Below are 17,723 nucleotides of genomic sequence, written 5' to 3'. Positions count from 1 at the left end.
TCCCGCCTCGCAAGAACGCTGGGTTATGGAAAAAGGGGCACCCAAGAAATGAGGCGGTGCTGGTGATGCACAAGGAGGGGCTAGCGCACTGGAAGAAGATGTCGGGATATCACCGGCGCTCGCTGGCAGAGACGGCGATGTATCGGTTCAAGCAGTTGCTGGCGGGGAAAATCAGTCTGCGTAACTACAACGGCCAAGTGGGAGAAGTCATGGCGTATGTCAGCGCTATAAACAAACTGAATACCCTTGGTCTACCTGTCAGAAAGCCCCGAGTGTAGCGGTCACCAGGGGCTGGGGACGTTGTGACCTGATGGCTGATTTGGGAAACAACGCCAAGGCAATCTCATTACCGCCACACACCACCCCTTGCGAACGCTGCCCAGCGCTCATTAATTCCTCGGCGATTGGATATCATTTTGAAAAACTGATACTTAAGTAGCTACACTAGCCATTATCAATATTCAGGGACGTAGAAAAAATGAGCTTGATAGGCCTTGTCTTTGCACTGATCTGCATTCTTGGCGGAAACATCATAGAGGGCGGCCATCCCAGTGCGCTGCTCGATCTGCCCGCCTTTCTTATTGTAATTGGCGGTACCATAGGCGCGGCACTGACCCAGTTCCCCTTCTCCGTGGTCGGTAAAACCGTCAAGCGTTTCAAATGGCTGCTCTCCCCCCTCAAGCTCGACATGCTGGAGCAGGCCCAGTTGCTGGAGACCATGGCAGGTAATGCCCGTCGCAGCGGTATGCTGGCCCTCGAAGGCATGGTCGAAGAGATCAAGGATCCCTTTTTGAAAAAAGGGGTACAGATGATGGTCGATGGCTATGAGAAGGCCAAGATCCATGAGGTGCTGGAAAACGAGATCGAATTTGAACAAGAGGATCTCGAACAGACGGTCAAATTCTATGAGGCCATGGGTGGCTACTGCCCAACCATGGGGATAGTCGGTGCAGTATTTGGTCTGATCCACGCCATGGGTCTGCTGGATGCACCGGACAAACTGGGTGGCGCCATCGCGGTGGCCTTTATCGCAACCATCTACGGGGTTGCCGCCGCCAACCTGATCTTTTTGCCGTTCGGCAACCGTTACAAAGGATTTGCCCATGAGATCCGCCACTACAAGGAGATGACCCTGACCGGCATCCTCTGCATAGTGGATGGTGAGTCACAGGCGCGACTGCAAGTATCCCTCGAACCATTTATCGGAGGCCATGGTGGCCAAAAAGAAAAAAGCTGAAGCACCGGAGAACCACGAACGTTGGCTGGTCTCCTATGCCGACTTCATGACCCTGCTGTTCGCCCTGTTTGTGGTGCTCTACTCCTTTGCCATGGCCAAGCAGTCAGAGACTCGGGTGCTTATCCAGGGCTTTATCGAGTCACTGGGCAAAATTGGCCTCATCTCCCCGCCTGCCGGTTCGCCAGTGATGCAGGGCGGCACAGGTATTCTCGAACCAGAATCAAAAACGAGCCCCAGCAGTTCGGAAAAAGAGACGGTGCTGGAGAAAGATGCACCCATGGCGGCGTCAGATCCCTTCAATGAAACCATTGGCGCCTCGGAAAAACCGAGTGCCACCGAAGCCTGGCCCCACAAAACCAAAGAACAGGAGTGGGTGCAAGTAACCAAGCAGAAGCTGGATCAACAGCTCAAGGCACAGATTGAATCCAAGGATCTCGAGGTCGAGCAGCTTGGCAGTCAGCTGGTGATCCGCATCGGTGAGAAGGCATTGTTCCCATCCGATTCAGCGTTCCTGCAACCCCAGTTCGTGCCGCTGGTCCACAAGATCTCCGGCATCCTGGCCGACATCCCAGGACAGGTGGTGGTGACCGGCCATACCGATGACTCACAGGCGCCGGTGGAACTCTATCGCAACAACTGGGAGCTCTCGGTACTGCGGGCCTCCTCCATCGTGCAGACCATGCTGACCAACCCCCAGCTGGATGCCAAACGGGTCATTGCCCAGGGCGTTGCCGACACCCAGCCCCGTTTTGCCAATGACACCGCCGAACATCGCCAGGCGAACCGCCGGGTCGATATCACCCTCTCCCAAGGCAAGGCCGCAGAAGAGTCGCTGCAACTGCTCAAACCCTGATCACCCCGCTCCCGCCTCGCGCGGGAGCTTCTTTTTAAAAAACAAATAATTCAGTAATACCTACGCCATTAATAATTGTGTCAATGTTGCCCGGCAGCACTGCAGCCATCCACAATGTCCTCATTTCCCTTAGAATGTACGATTGGCGAACGCAGGCTGTCGCAACCAGCGCTGTAGTGCTCAAATAAAACCGTGGCCAGTGTTACTGGGCCACTACCCCTTGTGATAGCGCTCGCCTTACCCGCACCACCTTTCTCGCCCACCGACTTTTCCTGCCCACGATGCCGACCAAGCCCGGCTTCGCACTCGATATTTACCCCTTTCAGGTGATGACAAGAAGCAGCTTTCTACTCTTTCCAAGCCTTTCCTGCCTGCCATAACCAGTAAAAAAGTGCGCTCCTTAACAGAATTTAATTTCCAGTTAACAGATTAATAATTAACTCGTAAAAATGGCATGTAAATCAGTGCGAAAGTGTCATAATGCGTAACGTCATTGTTAAGTCGCGTGATTAATTTGGTTAGGAAAAACCTCTATGTTTGCTGATATTTCTGCTCAACATTGGGCTTTTGCCATTTATGTCATAGGTGCCATAGCTATCTGTTTGACGATGATAGGTCTCGCCGCTCTGCTGGGGGGACGCGCCTATGGTCGTGCCAAAAACAAGCCCTTCGAATCTGGCATTGACTCGGTTGGCACTGCCCGCCTGCGTTTTTCCGCCAAATTCTATCTGGTTGCCATGTTTTTCGTCATCTTCGACGTCGAGGCACTCTATCTTTTCGCCTGGGCCGTCTCGGTGCGCGAAACCGGCTGGGTCGGCTTTATTGAAGCCGCTATTTTCATCACGCTGCTCTTAATCGGTCTGATCTACCTGTGGCGCATCGGTGCCCTGGAGTGGTCGCCACGCAAGCCACAGCTGAACGATAAAAAAACTGATTGAACCACAGACCCTTTCCTTGAGGTTGCACCATGAAGTACACCCTGACCCGGATTGACCCGGATGCGCCAGTTGAGCGCTACCCCCAGGAACAGCGCCAGACCGTCGATGATCCGCTGGCGCAAGAAGCGACCCGCGGCATCATGATGGGCCGCCTCGAGGAGGTGCTGCAAGACACAGTCAACTGGGGCCGCAAAAACTCCCTCTGGCCCTACAACTTTGGTATCTCCTGCTGCTATGTGGAGATGTGTACCGCCTTCACCTCCCCCCACGATGTGGCCCGCTTCGGCGCAGAAGTTATTCGCGCTTCGCCCCGTCAGGCCGACTTCATGGTGATTGCAGGGACCCCCTTTATCAAGATGGCGCCAGTCATTCAACGCCTGTACGAGCAACTGCTCGAACCCAAGTGGGTGATCTCCATGGGTGCCTGTGCCAACTCCGGCGGCATGTATGACATCTACTCGGTGGTGCAGGGAGTGGACAAATTCCTGCCGGTCGACGTCTACATTCCGGGTTGCCCACCGCGTCCCGAAGCTTTTCTGCAAGCCCTGATGCTGCTGCAGGACTCCATCGGCAAAGAGCGCCGCCCCCTCTCCTGGACGGTAGGCGATCAGGGGATCTACCGTCCCCAGATGCAGGCCGAAAAAGAGCGCAAACGCGGCGAACGGATCAATGTGACCAACCTGCGCACGCCGGATGAGATCTGACCATGAAACTGACTCGTGATTTTCCCAGCAATTACGCCATGGCCCAGTGGCAACCCAGCGACCACAAAGATGCCAAAATCATTGGCGAACTGTTTGCCCACTTCGGCGCCGAGCACTTCACTGTGCAAAGCACCCGTACTGGCGTGCCGGTGGTCTGGCTCCCTCGCGAACTGCTGCAGGATGTGATTGGCTTCCTGCGCAAGGTGCCCTCTCCGTTCGTGATGCTGTTTGATCTCAGCGCCACCGACGAGCGGCTGCGCAGCCATCGCGACGGCATGCCCCCCAGCGATTTCACCGTCTTCTATCACTTCATCTCCATCGACCGTAACGCCGATGTGATGTTGAAAGTGGCGCTGGCCGAGAGCGATCTGCACCTGCCCACCATCACCAACCACTTCCCCAATGCCAACTGGTATGAGCGGGAAGTGTGGGACCTGATGGGAATCACCTTCGACGGTCACCCCCATCTGACCCGTATCATGATGCCCAAGAACTGGCAGGGTCACCCGCTGCGCAAAGACTATCCGGCGCGCGCCACTGAATTTGATCCCTTCATGCTCGATGCCGCCAAACAGGACATGGAGCAGGAGAACCTGCTGTTCAAACCGGAAGAGTGGGGCCTGGCCCGTGGTAACGAGAACGAGGACTACATGTTCCTCAACCTCGGCCCCAACCACCCCTCTGCCCACGGCGCCTTCCGGCTGGTGCTGCAGCTCGATGGCGAAGAGATCCGCAACTGCGTGCCCGACATCGGCTACCACCATCGTGGTGCCGAGAAGATGGGTGAACGCCAGTCCTGGCACAGCTACATTCCCTATACCGACCGGGTTGAGTATCTGGGCGGGGTGATGAATAACCTGCCCTACGTGCTGGCGGTCGAGAAGCTGGCTGGCATCAAGGTGCCGCAGCGGGTCGATATGATCCGGGTGATGATGGCGGAGCTGTTCCGCATCCAGAGCCACCTGCTGTTCCTCGGTACCTATATTCAGGACGTGGGGGCCATGACCCCGGTCTTCTTCACCTTCACCGACCGGCAAAAAATCTACACCATCATCGAAGCGATCACCGGTGCGCGCATGCACCCGGCCTGGTTCCGCATTGGCGGCGTGGCGCACGATCTGCCGGTAGGCTGGGCTCGCCTCATCCAGGAGAACCTGCTGAACTGGCTGCCCAAGCGGCTGATGGATTATGAGAAGGCAGCCATGCGCAACAGCATCTTGCGTGGCCGCACCATAGGCGTTGCCCCCTATACCACAGAGCAGGCATTAGCATGGGGCGTCACCGGAGGTGGTCTGCGCGCCACCGGCCTCAACTTCGATGTGCGCAAATGGCGCCCTTATTCGGGCTACGATCAGTTCGAGTTCGAGGTGCCGGTCGGTGCCAATGGTGATGTTTACGACCGCGGCATGATGCGCCTCGAAGAGATGCGCCAAAGCCTGCGGATCATAGAGCAGTGTGTGAATAACATGCCGGAGGGGCCGTTCAAGGCGGATCACCCGCTCACCACCCCGCCGCCTAAAGATCGCACTCTGCAAGATATAGAGACCCTGATCACCCACTTCCTGCAAGTCTCCTGGGGCCCGGTAATGCCAGCCGCAGAATCCTTCCAGATGATCGAAGCGACCAAGGGGATCAACAGCTATTACCTGACCAGCGATGGCTCCACCATGAGCTACCGGACCCGGATCCGCACCCCGAGCTTTGCTCACCTGCAACAGATCCCCTCGGTGATCAAGAGCAGCATGGTGTCGGATCTCATCGCCTACCTGGGCAGTATCGATTTCGTTATGTCGGATGTGGACCGTTAAGTAACCGCTGGGTGTCCCCGCCTGATGGGGACACCCACGGATTACGAGACAACAGGACTCGCAGTTAAAGGACAAGCCACAAAAGGTCAAGTCATGAGCCAGCAATGTCAGTGTCACAATAATCAGACCCCAAAGGGGCAAGGGGCTTGCAGCAGCAAACAGAGCGATTTCGCTCTGAGCCAGGCTGAACGCGATGCCATTGAACACGAGAAACACCACTACGAAGATCCCCGCGCCGCCAGTATCGAAGCGCTCAAGATCGTGCAGCAGGCTCGCGGCTGGGTACCCGACGGTGCCATTCATGCCATCGCGGCCGAGCTGGGCATTCCCGCCAGCGATGTGGAGGGGGTCGCTACCTTCTACAGCCAGATCTTCCGCCAGCCAGTGGGGCGCCACATCATCCGGGTCTGCGACAGCATGGTCTGCTACATCAATGGCCATGAAGAGCTGATGGCCGGTCTCAAAGAGGTGATGAATCTCGGCCCGGGTCAAACCACGCCAGATGGCCGCTTCACCCTGCTGCCGGTCTGCTGCCTTGGCAACTGCGACAAGGGGCCAGCCATCATGATCGATGACGACACCTATGGCGGCCTCGATCCGGTGACATTGCTGAAAACCCTGGAGGCGTATCAATGAGCCAGCCTCAGAGCAAAATTCTCGCCTCTCTCGGCACCGCCAACCGCACGGCTCGCGCGGCTGAAACCCATCCGCTCACCTGGCGGCTGCGGGACGACGGCCAGCCGGTCTGGCTGGATGAATACCAGAGCAAGCAGGGCTATGACGCGGCCCGCAAAGCGCTCGGCCAGATGAGCCCGGACGAGATTGTCAGCACCGTCAAGGATGCAGGTCTCAAGGGGCGCGGCGGCGCAGGCTTCCCCACCGGGGTGAAGTGGGGGCTGATGCCCAAAGATGAGAGCATGAACATCCGTTACCTGCTCTGCAACGCCGACGAGATGGAGCCCAACACCTGGAAAGATCGCCTGCTGATGGAGCAACTGCCCCATCTGCTGATCGAGGGGATGATCATCTCGGCCCGTGCCCTCAAGGCCTATCGCGGTTACATCTTCCTGCGCGGCGAATATGTGGATGCCGCCATCAACCTGCGCCGGGCGGTGGAAGAGGCCAAAGCCGCCGGTCTGCTGGGCAAGAACATTCTCGGCTCGGGTTTTGACTTCGAGCTGTTCGTCCACACCGGCGCCGGTCGCTACATCTGCGGCGAAGAGACGGCGCTCATCAACTCGCTGGAAGGGCGCCGCGCCAACCCGCGCGCCAAGCCCCCCTTCCCTGCCGTCTCCGGTGTCTGGGGCAAACCCACCTGCGTCAACAACGTCGAGACCCTGTGCAACGTACCCGCCATCATCGGCAACGGGGTGGCCTGGTATCAGGGGCTGGCGCTGCCGGGCTCGGAAGATCACGGCACCAAGCTGATGGGTTTTTCCGGCAAGGTGAACAACCCCGGAGTCTGGGAGCTGCCCTTTGGCATCCCCGCCCGCGAGCTGTTTGAAAACTATGCCGGCGGCATGAAGAGCGGCTATCGCCTGAAAGCCTGGCAACCAGGGGGCGCCGGTACCGGCTTCTTGCTGCCAGAACACCTCGATGCCCGGATGTATACCGCCGGCATCGGCAAAGTCGGCACCCGGATGGGAACTGGTCTTGCCATGGCGGTGGATGACTCCATCAGCATGGTGAGCCTGCTGCGCAACATGGAGGAGTTCTTCGCCCGCGAATCCTGCGGCTGGTGTACTCCCTGCCGCGACGGCCTGCCCTGGAGCGTCAAACTGCTGCGGGCACTGGAGCGTGGTGAAGGGCAAGAGGGCGATTTAGCTACGCTCGAGCAACTTTGCAATTTCCTTGGGCCGGGCAAAACCTTCTGTGCCCATGCTCCTGGCGCCGTCGAGCCGCTCGCCAGCGCAATCAAATATTTCCGCTCCGAATTCGAGGCCGGGATCAAGGGCGCTGGTGACAACCACAAGCCATTTAAAGGGATCCAGCCCAATCTGCTGGGCGAACGCTGGTAAAAAAAAACCACCGATTTCACAAAACAGGTTTCAGGGAAGTTGTATGGCAACCATTTATGTAGACGGTAAAGAGTACGAGGTGGACGGGGCAGACAACCTGCTGCAAGCCTGTCTCTCCTTAGGGCTGGACGTCCCCTATTTTTGCTGGCATCCGGCGCTGGGTAGCGTCGGCGCCTGCCGCCAGTGCGCGGTCAAGCAGTATCAGAATGCCGACGACAAGCGCGGCCGTCTGGTCATGTCCTGCATGACCCCCTCTACCGATGGCACTTATATCTCCATCGAAGATGAAGAGGCAAAAGAGTTTCGCAAGTGCGTGGTGGAGTGGCAGATGACCAACCACCCCCACGACTGCCCGGTATGTGAAGAGGGGGGTGCCTGCCACCTGCAGGACATGACGGTGATGACCGGCCACAACAGCCGTCGCTACCGCTTCACCAAGCGCACCCACCAGAATCAGGAGCTGGGGCCTTTCATCAATCACGAGATGAACCGCTGCATCGCCTGCTATCGCTGCGTCCGTTATTACAAGGATTATGCCGGTGGCGAGGATCTGGGGGTCTACGGTGCCCACGACAACGTCTATTTCGGCCGGGTCGAAGATGGCACTCTGGAGAGCGAATTTTCCGGCAACCTGGTGGAGGTCTGCCCCACCGGCGTCTTCACCGACAAGACCCACTCAGAGCGTTACAACCGCAAGTGGGACATGCAGTTTGCACCCAGCATCTGCCAGCAATGTTCCGTGGGCTGCAACATCAGCCCGGGTGAGCGTTATGGCGAGCTGCGCCGCATCGAAAACCGCTTCCACGGCAGCCTCAACCACTACTTCCTCTGCGACCGTGGCCGCTTTGGCTATGGCTATGTCAATCTGGCGGATCGCCCGCGCCAACCGCTGCTCAAAGATGGCAGCGACCAGCTGACCATCACGGTAGATGGCGCCCTCAACCGCGCCGCCGATGCCCTGCGCACCGCCAGCGGCTTCATCGGCATCGGCTCGCCCCGCGCCTCGCTGGAGAGCAACTTTGCCCTGCGCGAGCTGGTGGGTGAAGCCAACTTCTACGCAGGCGTCGAGCAGGCCGAGTGGGCCTGTCAGCTGAAGATGCTGCAGATCCTGCAACAGGGCGGCGTGCCGACCCCGAGCCTGCGGGACATGGAAGAGGCTGACGCCATTCTGCTGCTCGGCGAAGATGTCACCATGAGCGCCGCCCGTATCGCGCTGGCGCTGCGTCAGGCGGTCAAGGGCAAGGCCCGCGAGCTGGCCCGCAAGATGAAGGTGGATCTGTGGCAAGTCGCCGCTGTTCAGACCCTGGGGCAGAACGAGCGCTACCCGCTGCTCATCACCAGTCTCGACACCACCCGTCTTGACGATGTGGCGGCCGACAAGCTGCACGCCCCCTACGCAGATCAGGCGCGCCTTGGCTTTGCCATCGCCAACCTGCTCGACCCGAGCGCACCGGCAGTGGCCGATCTCGGCGCCGAGCAACAGGCACAAGCGGTTCGCTGGGCCGAGCTGCTGGGCAACGCCAAAAAGCCACTTATCATTGCAGGCTCAAGTGCCCGCGATGTGGCGCTGGTCGACGCGGCCAGCAACATTGCCCGCGCCCTGAAAGGCCGTGGCCAGGAAGCCAGCATCGCGCTGGTTGGCCAGGAGGCCAACTCGCTGGGTCTGGCCATGCTCGGCGCTCAAACATTGTCAGCCAAGCCGCTCGAAGCCGCCCTCGAGCGTATCGAGGCCGAAGAGGGGCTGGCGCTGGTGACCCTGGAGAACGATCTCTACCGCCGCGCACCGCGCAACCGGGTGGACGCTGCGCTGGCCCGACTGCAGCACCTGCTGGTCATCGACCATCAGGCGACCCTGACTGCCAACAAGGCGGATCTGGTGCTGCCTGCGGCCAGTTTTGCCGAGGCCGATGGCACCCTGGTCAATATGGAAGGGCGCGCCCAACGCTTCTTCCAGGTCTATGCGCCCGCCTTCTACAACGCTGACATTCAGGTGCGTGAAGGATGGCGCTGGCTGGCTGCGCTGCAAGGGGCGCTAGATCACAAGCCGCTGCGCTGGCAGACCTATGAACAGATAAGCCATGACTGCGCCACCAGCCATCCGCTGCTGGCCACCATGCTGGAAGCGGCGCCCAACGCGGGCTTGCGCATCCGTGGCATGCGGCTGGCCCGTGAGCCGCACCGCTACAGCGGCCGCACCTCTATGCTGGCGGATCAGAACGTCAGCGAGCCACGGGTGGCGCAGGATCCCGACTCCCCCTTCAACTTCTCCATGGAAGGGTATGCCGGTGCCCGCCAGAACATGCCGCAAGTGCCCTTTGCCTGGGCGCCGGGCTGGAACTCCCCCTCCGCCTGGAACAAGTTCCAGGATGAAGTCGGTGGTCATCTGCGCGCTGGCGATCCGGGTCGCCGTCTGCTGGAAGTAAACGACCAGCAAACAGAAGGTAAAGAGCCACTCGGCTGGTTTGCCACCATCCCCGCCCCCTTCAAGGCCGCAGAAGCGCTGCAGGTGGTCAACTATGCCCAGTTGTTTGGTGGCGAGGAGCTGTCGGCCCGTAGCCCGGTGATCCAGGCCCGGATGAACGAACCCGAGCTGGTGCTCAATCCCCTTGATGCGCAGCGTCTGGCCCTCCATGCAGGCAGTCAGGTCTCCTTCTCCTGGGGCGGTAGCCACTGGCAGTTACGCCTGCGTCTTAGTGCACAGCTGAGCGCCGGTCTGGTGGGGCTCCCTCTTGGGGTGAACGGCCTGCCGACGGCCCTGCAACAAGCCTCAATCACTAACCTGCAGGAGGTGATCGCATGAGCGAGTCGCTGATCGATCTGTTGCTGGAGGTGGGCAAGGCACTGATAGTGCTGGTGGGGATCGTGGGGGCTGGCGCCTTCATGAGCTTCATCGAGCGCCGTCTGCTGGCCCTGTGGCAGGATCGCTACGGCCCCAACCGGGTCGGGCCGTTTGGCCTGCTCCAGCTGGCCGCCGACATGATCAAGATGTTCTTCAAGGAGGACTGGATCCCGCCGTTCGCCGATCGCCGGATCTTTATCCTGGCTCCCATCATCGCCTTTACCGCCTTTATTCTGGCGTTTGCGGTGGTGCCCATCACCCCCACCTGGGGCGTGGCGGATCTCAACGTGGGGCTGCTCTACATCCTGGCCATCGCGGGGCTGGCGGTCTACGCGGTGCTGTTCGCCGGTTGGTCGAGCAACAACAAATACTCCCTGCTCGGCAGCTTGCGCGCCTCGGCCCAGACCCTCTCCTACGAGGTGTTTCTCGGCCTCTCCTTGATGGGGATCGTGATCCAGACCGGCAGCTTCAACCTGCGGGATATCGTCGAGGCACAGGCAGATTTGTGGAACGTGGTGCCCCAGATCCTGGGCTTTGTCACCTTCCTGTTTGCCGGTGTCGCCGTCACCCACCGTCACCCGTTTGACCAGCCGGAAGCCGAGCAGGAGCTCGCCGATGGCTATCACATCGAGTATGCGGGGATGAAGTGGGGTCTCTTCTTCGTGGGCGAGTATATCGGCATAGTGCTGATCTCTTCGCTCATCGTGACCCTCTTCTTCGGTGGCTGGCACGGCCCCTGGCTGCCCCCCTTCATCTGGTTTGCCCTGAAGACAGCCTGTTTCATGGTGTTCTTCATCCTGCTGCGGGCTTCCCTGCCTCGCCCGCGCTTTGACCAGGTGATGTCGTTTGGCTGGAAAGTCTGCTTGCCGCTGACCCTGATCAATATGCTGGTCACCGCGGCAGTTGTACTGATAAGTACGCAGTGAGGCACTCAATATGAAAATTGTTAGCATTATTCAGGGTGTCGGCACCCAGTTACGCAGCCTGGCCATGGTCTTCTCCCATGCCTGGCGGCCCCGTGAAACCCTGAGCTATCCGGAAGAGGCGGTCTATGCGGCCCCCCGCTACCGCGGGCGCATCGTGCTGACCCGTGACCCCGACGGGGACGAACGCTGCGTAGCCTGCAACCTCTGCGCGGTCGCCTGCCCGGTCGGCTGCATCTCGCTGCAAAAGTCCGAGCGGGAAGATGGCCGCTGGTATCCGGAGTTCTTTCGCATCAACTTCTCTCGCTGCATCTTCTGCGGCTTGTGCGAAGAGGCCTGCCCCACCACCGCCATCCAGCTGACGCCGGATTTCGAGATGGGTGAGTATCGCCGCCAGGATCTGGTGTACGAGAAGGAAGATCTGCTGATCAGTGGGCCCGGCAAATACCCGGACTACAACTTCTATCGCATGAGCGGGATGGCCATCGACGGCAAGCCGAAAGGGGATGCCGAGAATGAAGCCAAACCCATCGATGTCAAGAGCCTGCTGCCCTGAGGAGTCAATCATGGAACTGGCATTTTATGCCTCGGCCCTGGTGGCCGTTTACAGCACGCTGCGGGTGATCAGCACCAGCAATCCAATGCATGCGCTGCTCAATCTCATCATCTCCCTCATCGCCGTGGCCATGATCTTTTTCTGCCTGGGCGCCGCCTTTGCGGGCGCTCTGCAGGTGATCGTCTACGCAGGCGCCATCATGGTGCTGTTCGTGTTCGTGGTGATGATGCTGAACTTGGGAACCGCACAAGTGCAGGAGAAGACCTGGCTTACCCCCATGACCTGGGTTGGCCCTGCCCTGCTCTCGCTGGTGCTGCTGGGCTTTCTGGCCCACGGCATTCTCGGGGTGACCGGAGGCCTGATCGGGGTGACCGAGGTGACCGCCAAGCAGGTCGGTATCGAGCTCTTTGGCCCCTATGTACTAGCAGTGGAGCTCGCCTCCATCTTGCTGCTGGCCGGTCTGGTGACCGCCTACCATCTGGGTCGGGAAGAGAAGAACGGTGAAGTGCTCTCGGTCCCTCGCGCAGCATCCCGCTCTGCACAAGAAGGAGATCAGCAATGAATGGAATCCCTATGGAGCACGGCCTACTGCTGGCCGCGGTGCTGTTCTGCATCGGCTTGTGCGGTCTGCTGATCCGCCGCAACCTGCTCTACATCCTGATGAGTATCGAGATCATGATGAATGCCTCGGCACTGGCGTTTGTGGTGGCGGGTAGCCGCTGGGCCCAGGCCGATGGCCAGATCATGTACATCTTGGTGATTTCTCTGGCAGCAGCAGAGGCCAGTATCGGCCTCGCCCTGTTACTGCTGCTCTATCGTCGTTACCACACCCTGAACGTGGACATTGTGAGCGAGATGCGCGGATGAGCCTCTTATACCTGACTTTTCTATTTCCGCTGTTGGGATGGCTGGTGCTGGCCTTCTCCCTCGGCCGGTTTGGTGAGCGTACCTCGGCGCTGATCGGGGTGGGCTCCATTGGCCTGTCGGCCCTCACCACCCTCTGGGTCGGCATCGACTTTCTGAGCAACCCGCCCGAGGGGGGCGTCTATGTCCAGCGCCTGTGGCAATGGATGGCAGTGGGCAACTTTACCCCGAGCTTCTCGCTGGCACTGGATGGCCTGTCGCTGACCATGCTGGGGGTAGTGACCGGGGTGGGTTTCTTCATCCACCTGTTTGCCTCCTGGTACATGCGTGGTGAAGAGGGCTACTCCCGCTTCTTTACCTACACCAACCTCTTTATCGCCAGCATGCTGTTTCTGGTGCTGGCCGATGACCTGCTGTTTGTCTACCTCGGCTGGGAAGGGGTGGGGCTGTGCAGCTACCTGCTGATCGGCTTCTACTACAAGGATCGCAACAACGGCGCGGCGGCCCTCAAGGCCTTTATCGTGACCCGGGTGGGTGACGTCTTCCTCGCCATCGGTCTGTTTATCCTCTACCAGGAACTGGGCACCCTCAATATCCACGAACTGCTGGTACGGGCGCCGACCATGTTTGCCGAGGGCTCCCCTGCCCTGTCGCTGGCCTGCCTGATGCTGCTGGGCGGCGCGGTCGGTAAATCGGCCCAGTTGCCGCTGCAAACCTGGCTGGCGGATGCAATGGCAGGCCCGACCCCGGTCTCTGCACTGATCCACGCCGCCACTATGGTGACCGCCGGTGTCTACCTGATTGCCCGTACCCACGGTCTGTTCCTGCTGGCGCCTGAGGTGCTACATCTGGTCGGGCTGGTCGGCGCCATTACCCTGGTGCTGGCTGGTTTTGCGGCGCTGGTTCAGACCGACATCAAGCGGATCCTCGCCTACTCCACCATGAGCCAGATTGGCTACATGTTCCTGGCACTCGGTGTCGGCGCATGGGAAGGGGCCATCTTCCACCTGATGACCCACGCCTTCTTCAAGGCGCTGCTGTTCCTCTCCGCCGGTGCCGTCATCGTCGCCTGCCACCACGAGCAGAACATCTTCAAGATGGGCGGCCTGCGCAAGAGCCTGCCGCTGGTTTATGCCTGCTTCCTGGTGGGTGGCTCGGCGCTGGCGGCGCTGCCGCTGGTCACCTCCGGTTTCTACAGTAAGGACGCCATTTTGTGGCAAGTAGCAGCCTCGGGCCAAAGCGCGCTGCTGTGGGCCGGTCTGGTGGGGGCATTCCTCACCTCGCTCTACACCTTCCGGCTGATCTTTATCGCCTTCCATGGCAAAGAGCAGACCAAAGCCCACGCGGGCCACGGTCTGGCTCATCACTTGCCGCTGCTGGTGTTGCTGGTGCTCTCTACCGGCATCGGGGCGCTGATCACCCAGCCGCTGGCCGGGGTACTGCCGGCAGGCCCTGGGGATCATATCGAAGAGGGTCGCCATGCACTGGAGGTAGCCTCCGGCATCATCGCCATCGCAGGGATTGCACTGGCGGCCTTGCTGTTCCTCGGCGAGCGCCGACTGGCCACCTCGATTGCCAACAGTGCACCGGGCCGCCTGCTCAGCACCCTCTGGTTCAACGCCTGGGGCTTTGACTGGCTTTACGACCAGCTGTGGGTCAAACCCTATCTGCTGGCTACCCAGCTGCTGGCCCGAGATCCGCTGGACCGCACCATGGAGCTGCCCGCCTGGTTTGCCCTGCGTGGCAACCAGTTGTTGGCCTGGACCGTGACCGGCAAGTTGCGCTGGTATGCCGCCTCCATGGGGATCGGCGCCGTACTGGTGCTGGCGCTGTTGCTGCTGGGGTAACGCGATGAACAACCGGACAATCATACAGCCAGGCTGTTTGCTCTCCCTGATGGAACAGGGAGCGCAATCTCATATGAACTTGAACGAGAGCTGATACCGTGACCTTACTCTGGATCTTGCTAATTCCTTTTATCGGCGGCTTGCTCTGCTGGCAGATGGAGCGTCTCGGCGGGCAGTTTGTCCGCTGGGTAGCCCTCATCTCCATGAGCGCCAGCCTGCTGCTCTCCTGCGCCATCTGGCTGGGTAGTGACTTCTCGCTTGCCACGACAGGTCTCGACAGTGCTGGCTTCACCGGTGCCGCATCTGCCTGGGCCGCCGAGTGGCGCCTGCCGTGGATCCCCCGCTTTGGCATCTCTTTGCATCTGGCAGTGGATGGCTTGTCGCTGCTGATGGTGATCCTCACCTGCTTTATCGGGGTGCTGGCCATCCTCTGTTCGTGGAAAGAGATCGTGCAGCGCATCGGCTTCTTCCACCTCAACCTGCTGTGGATCCTGGGCGGGGTGCTCGGCGTCTTCATGGCGCTGGACCTGTTCCTGTTCTTCTTCTTCTGGGAGATGATGCTGGTCCCCATGTACTTCCTGATTGCCCTGTGGGGCCACTCGGTCACTGACGGCAAATCACGGATCAACGCCGCGACCAAGTTCTTTATCTACACCCAGGTGAGTGGCCTGATCATGCTGGTAGCCATCATCGGGCTGGTGCTGACCCACCAGCATGCCACCGGTGTCTACACCTTCAACTATCTGGACCTGCTCAACACCCCGATGAGCAACAGCGTTGAGTGGTTGCTGATGCTGGGCTTCTTCATCGCCTTCGCGGTCAAGATGCCGCTGGTGCCGCTGCACGGCTGGCTGCCGGATGCCCACAGTCAGGCACCAACCGCAGGCTCGGTGGACTTGGCCGGTATTTTGCTGAAAACCGCCGCCTACGGTCTGCTGCGCTTTGCCCTGCCGCTGTTCCCCGAGGCCTCGGCCGAGTTTGCCCCCTACGCCATGGTGCTGGGCCTGATCGGTATCATCTATGGCGCCATCGTGGCGTTCGGCCAGACCGACATCAAACGGCTGGTGGCCTATACCAGCATCTCCCACATGGGCTTTGTGATGATCGCCATCTACTCGGGTAGCGAAGTGGCCCTGCAGGGCGCCGTGGTGCAGATGATCGCCCACGGTCTTTCTGCTGCCGGTCTCTTTATCCTCTGTGGTCAGCTCTACGAGCGGCTGCACACCCGCGACCTGCGCCTGATGGGTGGCCTGTGGGGACGGCTTCGCTATCTGCCCGGCGTGATGCTGTTCTTCTCGGTGGCCTCGCTCGGCATGCCGGGCACCGGCAACTTCGTCGGCGAGTTCCTGATCCTGGTCGGCAGCTTCCAGGTTGCCCCGGTTATCACGGCGGTCGCCACCTTCGGTCTGGTACTGGCCTCGGTCTACTCCCTCATCATGTTGCAGCGCGCCTGCTTTGGCCCCGCCAAGGATGAGCGCGTGCTCAAGGGACTGGATCGCCGCGAGCTGACCATGATGATGGTGATCGCAGGTCTGCTGGTACTGCTTGGCCTCTATCCCCAACCCGTGATTGATACCGCCAGCAGCAGCCTCATCAACGTGCTGCACTGGTATCTGCTGCCGACTGCTGGAGCCCTGCAATGACTTTCACCGCTGCCCAACTGCTGGCACTGCTTCCCCTGCTGTTGACCACCGGGGCCATGGCGGCCCTGATGCTGGCCATTGCCTGGCGCCGCTGTGTCACCACCGCCTTTACCGTGACCATTGTTGGCCTCAACCTGGCGCTGTTCTCCCTGCCCATCGTGATAGCGCAGGGTGATCAGGGGGTTACCCCGCTGCTGCAAGTGGATGGCTATGCCGTTTTCTACATGGGTCTGGTGCTGATCGGGGCGCTGGCAACCTGTACCTTCGGTCAATCCTGGCTGAAAGCCTACCCGGATAACCGGGAGGAGTTCTTCCTGCTGCTGCTGATCGCCACTGCCGGTGGTCTGGTGCTGGCCTGCTCCCGCCACCTCGCCTCCCTGTTTATCGGGATCGAGATGCTGACCCTGCCGATGTTCGGTCTGGTGGGCTACGCCTACCGCGAGCGCCACTCGCTGGAAGCTGCAGTGAAGTACATGGTGCTCTCTGCCGCCGCCACCGCCTTCCTGCTGTTTGGTATGGCACTGCTCTACGCGCAGGCTGGCAGCCTGAGCTTTGCCGCCCTGGGGCAGACCCTGGCCGAGAGCCCGGCTCACCATCCGCTGCTGATGGGCGGTTTGGGGTTAATGCTGGTCGGCTTTGCCTTTAAACTCTCCCTGGCCCCTTTCCACCTCTGGACCCCGGATGTCTATGAAGGTGCCCCGGCACCGGTGGCCACCTTCCTCGCCACCGTCAGCAAGGTCGCGGTCTTTGCCGTGCTGCTGCGTTTCTATCTGGCGGTACCGGCGGCGAGCGATCCCATGATCCACTGGCTGCTGGCAGCCATGGCGGTCATCTCCATCCTCGTCGGCAACCTGCTGGCACTGGTGCAGACCAACGTCAAGCGGATGCTGGGTTACTCCTCCATCTCCCACTTCGGCTACCTGCTGGCGGTGATTGTGGCGAGCCGCATTGGCCAGATGCCGGTGGAAGCGGCCGGGGTCTACCTGCTGATGTATCTCTTCACCAGCCTGGGTGCCTTTGGCGTGGTGAGCATGATGTCGAGCCCCTATCGCGGCAAGGATGCAGACTCCCTGCACAGCTATCGCGGCCTGTTCTGGAAGCGTCCTTACCTCACTGCCGTAATGACGGTGATGATGTTGTCGCTCGCGGGCATCCCGATGACCCTCGGCTTTATCGGCAAGTTCTACCTCATCGGCGTGACAGTCGAGGCCCAGCTCTGGTGGCTCTCCGGCGCCATCGTGCTCGGCAGCGCACTGGGTCTTTACTACTACCTCAAGGTGATGGTGACCCTCTATATGCGCGAGCCGGGCATGCAGCAGCGTGATGCCAGCGCCGACTGGGCACTCTCCTCTGGTGGCGTGGTGGTACTGCTCTCTGCCGCACTGGTAGTGTTGCTGGGGCTCTACCCGCAGCCGGTCATCAGCCTGGTACAAGGGTTCCAGCACGTGGTGTTGCAGTAACCTTTACCGTCGTTACCCCTCATCATTACCCGC

16 protein-coding genes are annotated in these 17,723 nt (G+C 60.2%); all 16 read left to right on the top strand.

The features are described from left to right. Nucleotides 1-278: transposase (locus CF137_RS13615; RefSeq protein WP_331463399.1), on the top strand; the 278-nt coding region annotated here is incomplete at its 5' end. A gap of 200 nt (nucleotides 279-478) precedes the next feature. Continuing rightward, the gene (locus CF137_RS13610) at nucleotides 479-1,237 is read left to right on the top strand and encodes a flagellar motor protein (RefSeq protein WP_101316550.1); all 759 of its coding nucleotides are present in this window, start codon (nucleotides 479-481) and stop codon (nucleotides 1,235-1,237) included. Further along, on the top strand, nucleotides 1,212-2,090 hold the full coding sequence (locus tag CF137_RS13605) for a flagellar motor protein MotB (protein WP_162515938.1): 879 nt from the start codon (nucleotides 1,212-1,214) through the stop codon (nucleotides 2,088-2,090). The genes CF137_RS13610 and CF137_RS13605 overlap by 26 nt, the downstream gene beginning before the upstream one ends. A 533-nt stretch (nucleotides 2,091-2,623) precedes the next feature. Then, nucleotides 2,624-3,028, top strand: coding sequence for an NADH-quinone oxidoreductase subunit A (locus tag CF137_RS13600; protein WP_101316552.1), 405 nt, complete (start codon nucleotides 2,624-2,626; stop codon nucleotides 3,026-3,028). Nucleotides 3,029-3,057: 29 nt separating this feature from the next. Continuing rightward, complete coding sequence (locus tag CF137_RS13595) at nucleotides 3,058-3,732, top strand: NuoB/complex I 20 kDa subunit family protein (protein WP_042019050.1); 675 nt, start codon at nucleotides 3,058-3,060, stop codon at nucleotides 3,730-3,732. Nucleotides 3,733-3,734: 2 nt separating this feature from the next. Then, nucleotides 3,735-5,540: an NADH-quinone oxidoreductase subunit C/D gene (nuoC, locus tag CF137_RS13590; protein WP_139719652.1), complete on the top strand. Its 1,806-nt coding sequence runs from the start codon at nucleotides 3,735-3,737 to the stop codon at nucleotides 5,538-5,540. A gap of 93 nt (nucleotides 5,541-5,633) precedes the next feature. Then, nucleotides 5,634-6,176 carry an NADH-quinone oxidoreductase subunit NuoE gene (nuoE, locus tag CF137_RS13585; protein WP_139692621.1) on the top strand — a complete coding sequence of 181 codons (543 nt, stop codon included), beginning with the start codon at nucleotides 5,634-5,636 and terminating at the stop codon, nucleotides 6,174-6,176. Beyond that, nucleotides 6,173-7,558 carry an NADH-quinone oxidoreductase subunit NuoF gene (nuoF, locus tag CF137_RS13580; RefSeq protein WP_139719649.1) on the top strand — a complete coding sequence of 462 codons (1,386 nt, stop codon included), beginning with the start codon at nucleotides 6,173-6,175 and terminating at the stop codon, nucleotides 7,556-7,558. The genes nuoE and nuoF overlap by 4 nt, the downstream gene beginning before the upstream one ends. Before the next feature lie 43 nt (nucleotides 7,559-7,601). Then, nucleotides 7,602-10,358: an NADH-quinone oxidoreductase subunit NuoG gene (nuoG, locus tag CF137_RS13575; protein ID WP_139719647.1), complete on the top strand. Its 2,757-nt coding sequence runs from the start codon at nucleotides 7,602-7,604 to the stop codon at nucleotides 10,356-10,358. Then, nucleotides 10,355-11,323: an NADH-quinone oxidoreductase subunit NuoH gene (gene nuoH / locus CF137_RS13570; protein WP_005337244.1), complete on the top strand. Its 969-nt coding sequence runs from the start codon at nucleotides 10,355-10,357 to the stop codon at nucleotides 11,321-11,323. Before nuoG ends, nuoH begins: the two co-directional genes overlap by 4 nt. Nucleotides 11,324-11,333: 10 nt before the next feature. Further along, nucleotides 11,334-11,876: an NADH-quinone oxidoreductase subunit NuoI gene (gene nuoI / locus CF137_RS13565; protein ID WP_100646127.1), complete on the top strand. Its 543-nt coding sequence runs from the start codon at nucleotides 11,334-11,336 to the stop codon at nucleotides 11,874-11,876. 10 nt (nucleotides 11,877-11,886) lie between these two features. Continuing rightward, nucleotides 11,887-12,438, top strand: coding sequence for an NADH-quinone oxidoreductase subunit J (nuoJ, locus tag CF137_RS13560; protein WP_139719645.1), 552 nt, complete (start codon nucleotides 11,887-11,889; stop codon nucleotides 12,436-12,438). Then, on the top strand, nucleotides 12,435-12,743 hold the full coding sequence (nuoK, locus tag CF137_RS13555) for an NADH-quinone oxidoreductase subunit NuoK (protein ID WP_042019042.1): 309 nt from the start codon (nucleotides 12,435-12,437) through the stop codon (nucleotides 12,741-12,743). Before nuoJ ends, nuoK begins: the two co-directional genes overlap by 4 nt. Further along, nucleotides 12,740-14,587, top strand: a complete 1,848-nt coding sequence (gene nuoL, locus CF137_RS13550; protein WP_139719643.1) for an NADH-quinone oxidoreductase subunit L — start codon at nucleotides 12,740-12,742, stop codon at nucleotides 14,585-14,587. Before nuoK ends, nuoL begins: the two co-directional genes overlap by 4 nt. Before the next feature lie 98 nt (nucleotides 14,588-14,685). Continuing rightward, nucleotides 14,686-16,230, top strand: a complete 1,545-nt coding sequence (gene nuoM / locus CF137_RS13545; RefSeq protein WP_139719640.1) for an NADH-quinone oxidoreductase subunit M — start codon at nucleotides 14,686-14,688, stop codon at nucleotides 16,228-16,230. Further along, on the top strand, nucleotides 16,227-17,690 hold the full coding sequence (gene nuoN, locus CF137_RS13540; RefSeq protein ID WP_139719638.1) for an NADH-quinone oxidoreductase subunit NuoN: 1,464 nt from the start codon (nucleotides 16,227-16,229) through the stop codon (nucleotides 17,688-17,690). Before nuoM ends, nuoN begins: the two co-directional genes overlap by 4 nt. The last annotated feature ends 33 nt before the right edge of the window (nucleotides 17,691-17,723 follow it).

Source organism: Aeromonas sobria (genome assembly GCF_006243315.1).
GTDB lineage: Bacteria > Pseudomonadota > Gammaproteobacteria > Enterobacterales > Aeromonadaceae > Aeromonas > Aeromonas sobria_A.
Note: the sequence above shows the minus strand (reverse complement) of the source record. Positions and strands in the feature narration are given on the sequence as shown.

Coding starts and splice junctions, on each gene's coding strand:
- nuoK (WP_042019042.1), top strand. CDS start 12,435: ATGAATGGAATCCCTATGGAGCACGGCCTACTGCTGGCCGCGGTGCTG.
- nuoF (WP_139719649.1), top strand. CDS start 6,173: ATGAGCCAGCCTCAGAGCAAAATTCTCGCCTCTCTCGGCACCGCCAAC.
- nuoN (WP_139719638.1), top strand. CDS start 16,227: ATGACTTTCACCGCTGCCCAACTGCTGGCACTGCTTCCCCTGCTGTTG.
- nuoJ (WP_139719645.1), top strand. CDS start 11,887: ATGGAACTGGCATTTTATGCCTCGGCCCTGGTGGCCGTTTACAGCACG.
- nuoE (WP_139692621.1), top strand. CDS start 5,634: ATGAGCCAGCAATGTCAGTGTCACAATAATCAGACCCCAAAGGGGCAA.
- nuoH (WP_005337244.1), top strand. CDS start 10,355: ATGAGCGAGTCGCTGATCGATCTGTTGCTGGAGGTGGGCAAGGCACTG.
- CF137_RS13610 (WP_101316550.1), top strand. CDS start 479: ATGAGCTTGATAGGCCTTGTCTTTGCACTGATCTGCATTCTTGGCGGA.
- nuoC (WP_139719652.1), top strand. CDS start 3,735: ATGAAACTGACTCGTGATTTTCCCAGCAATTACGCCATGGCCCAGTGG.
- nuoI (WP_100646127.1), top strand. CDS start 11,334: ATGAAAATTGTTAGCATTATTCAGGGTGTCGGCACCCAGTTACGCAGC.
- nuoL (WP_139719643.1), top strand. CDS start 12,740: ATGAGCCTCTTATACCTGACTTTTCTATTTCCGCTGTTGGGATGGCTG.
- CF137_RS13600 (WP_101316552.1), top strand. CDS start 2,624: ATGTTTGCTGATATTTCTGCTCAACATTGGGCTTTTGCCATTTATGTC.
- CF137_RS13605 (WP_162515938.1), top strand. CDS start 1,212: ATGGTGGCCAAAAAGAAAAAAGCTGAAGCACCGGAGAACCACGAACGT.
- CF137_RS13595 (WP_042019050.1), top strand. CDS start 3,058: ATGAAGTACACCCTGACCCGGATTGACCCGGATGCGCCAGTTGAGCGC.
- nuoG (WP_139719647.1), top strand. CDS start 7,602: ATGGCAACCATTTATGTAGACGGTAAAGAGTACGAGGTGGACGGGGCA.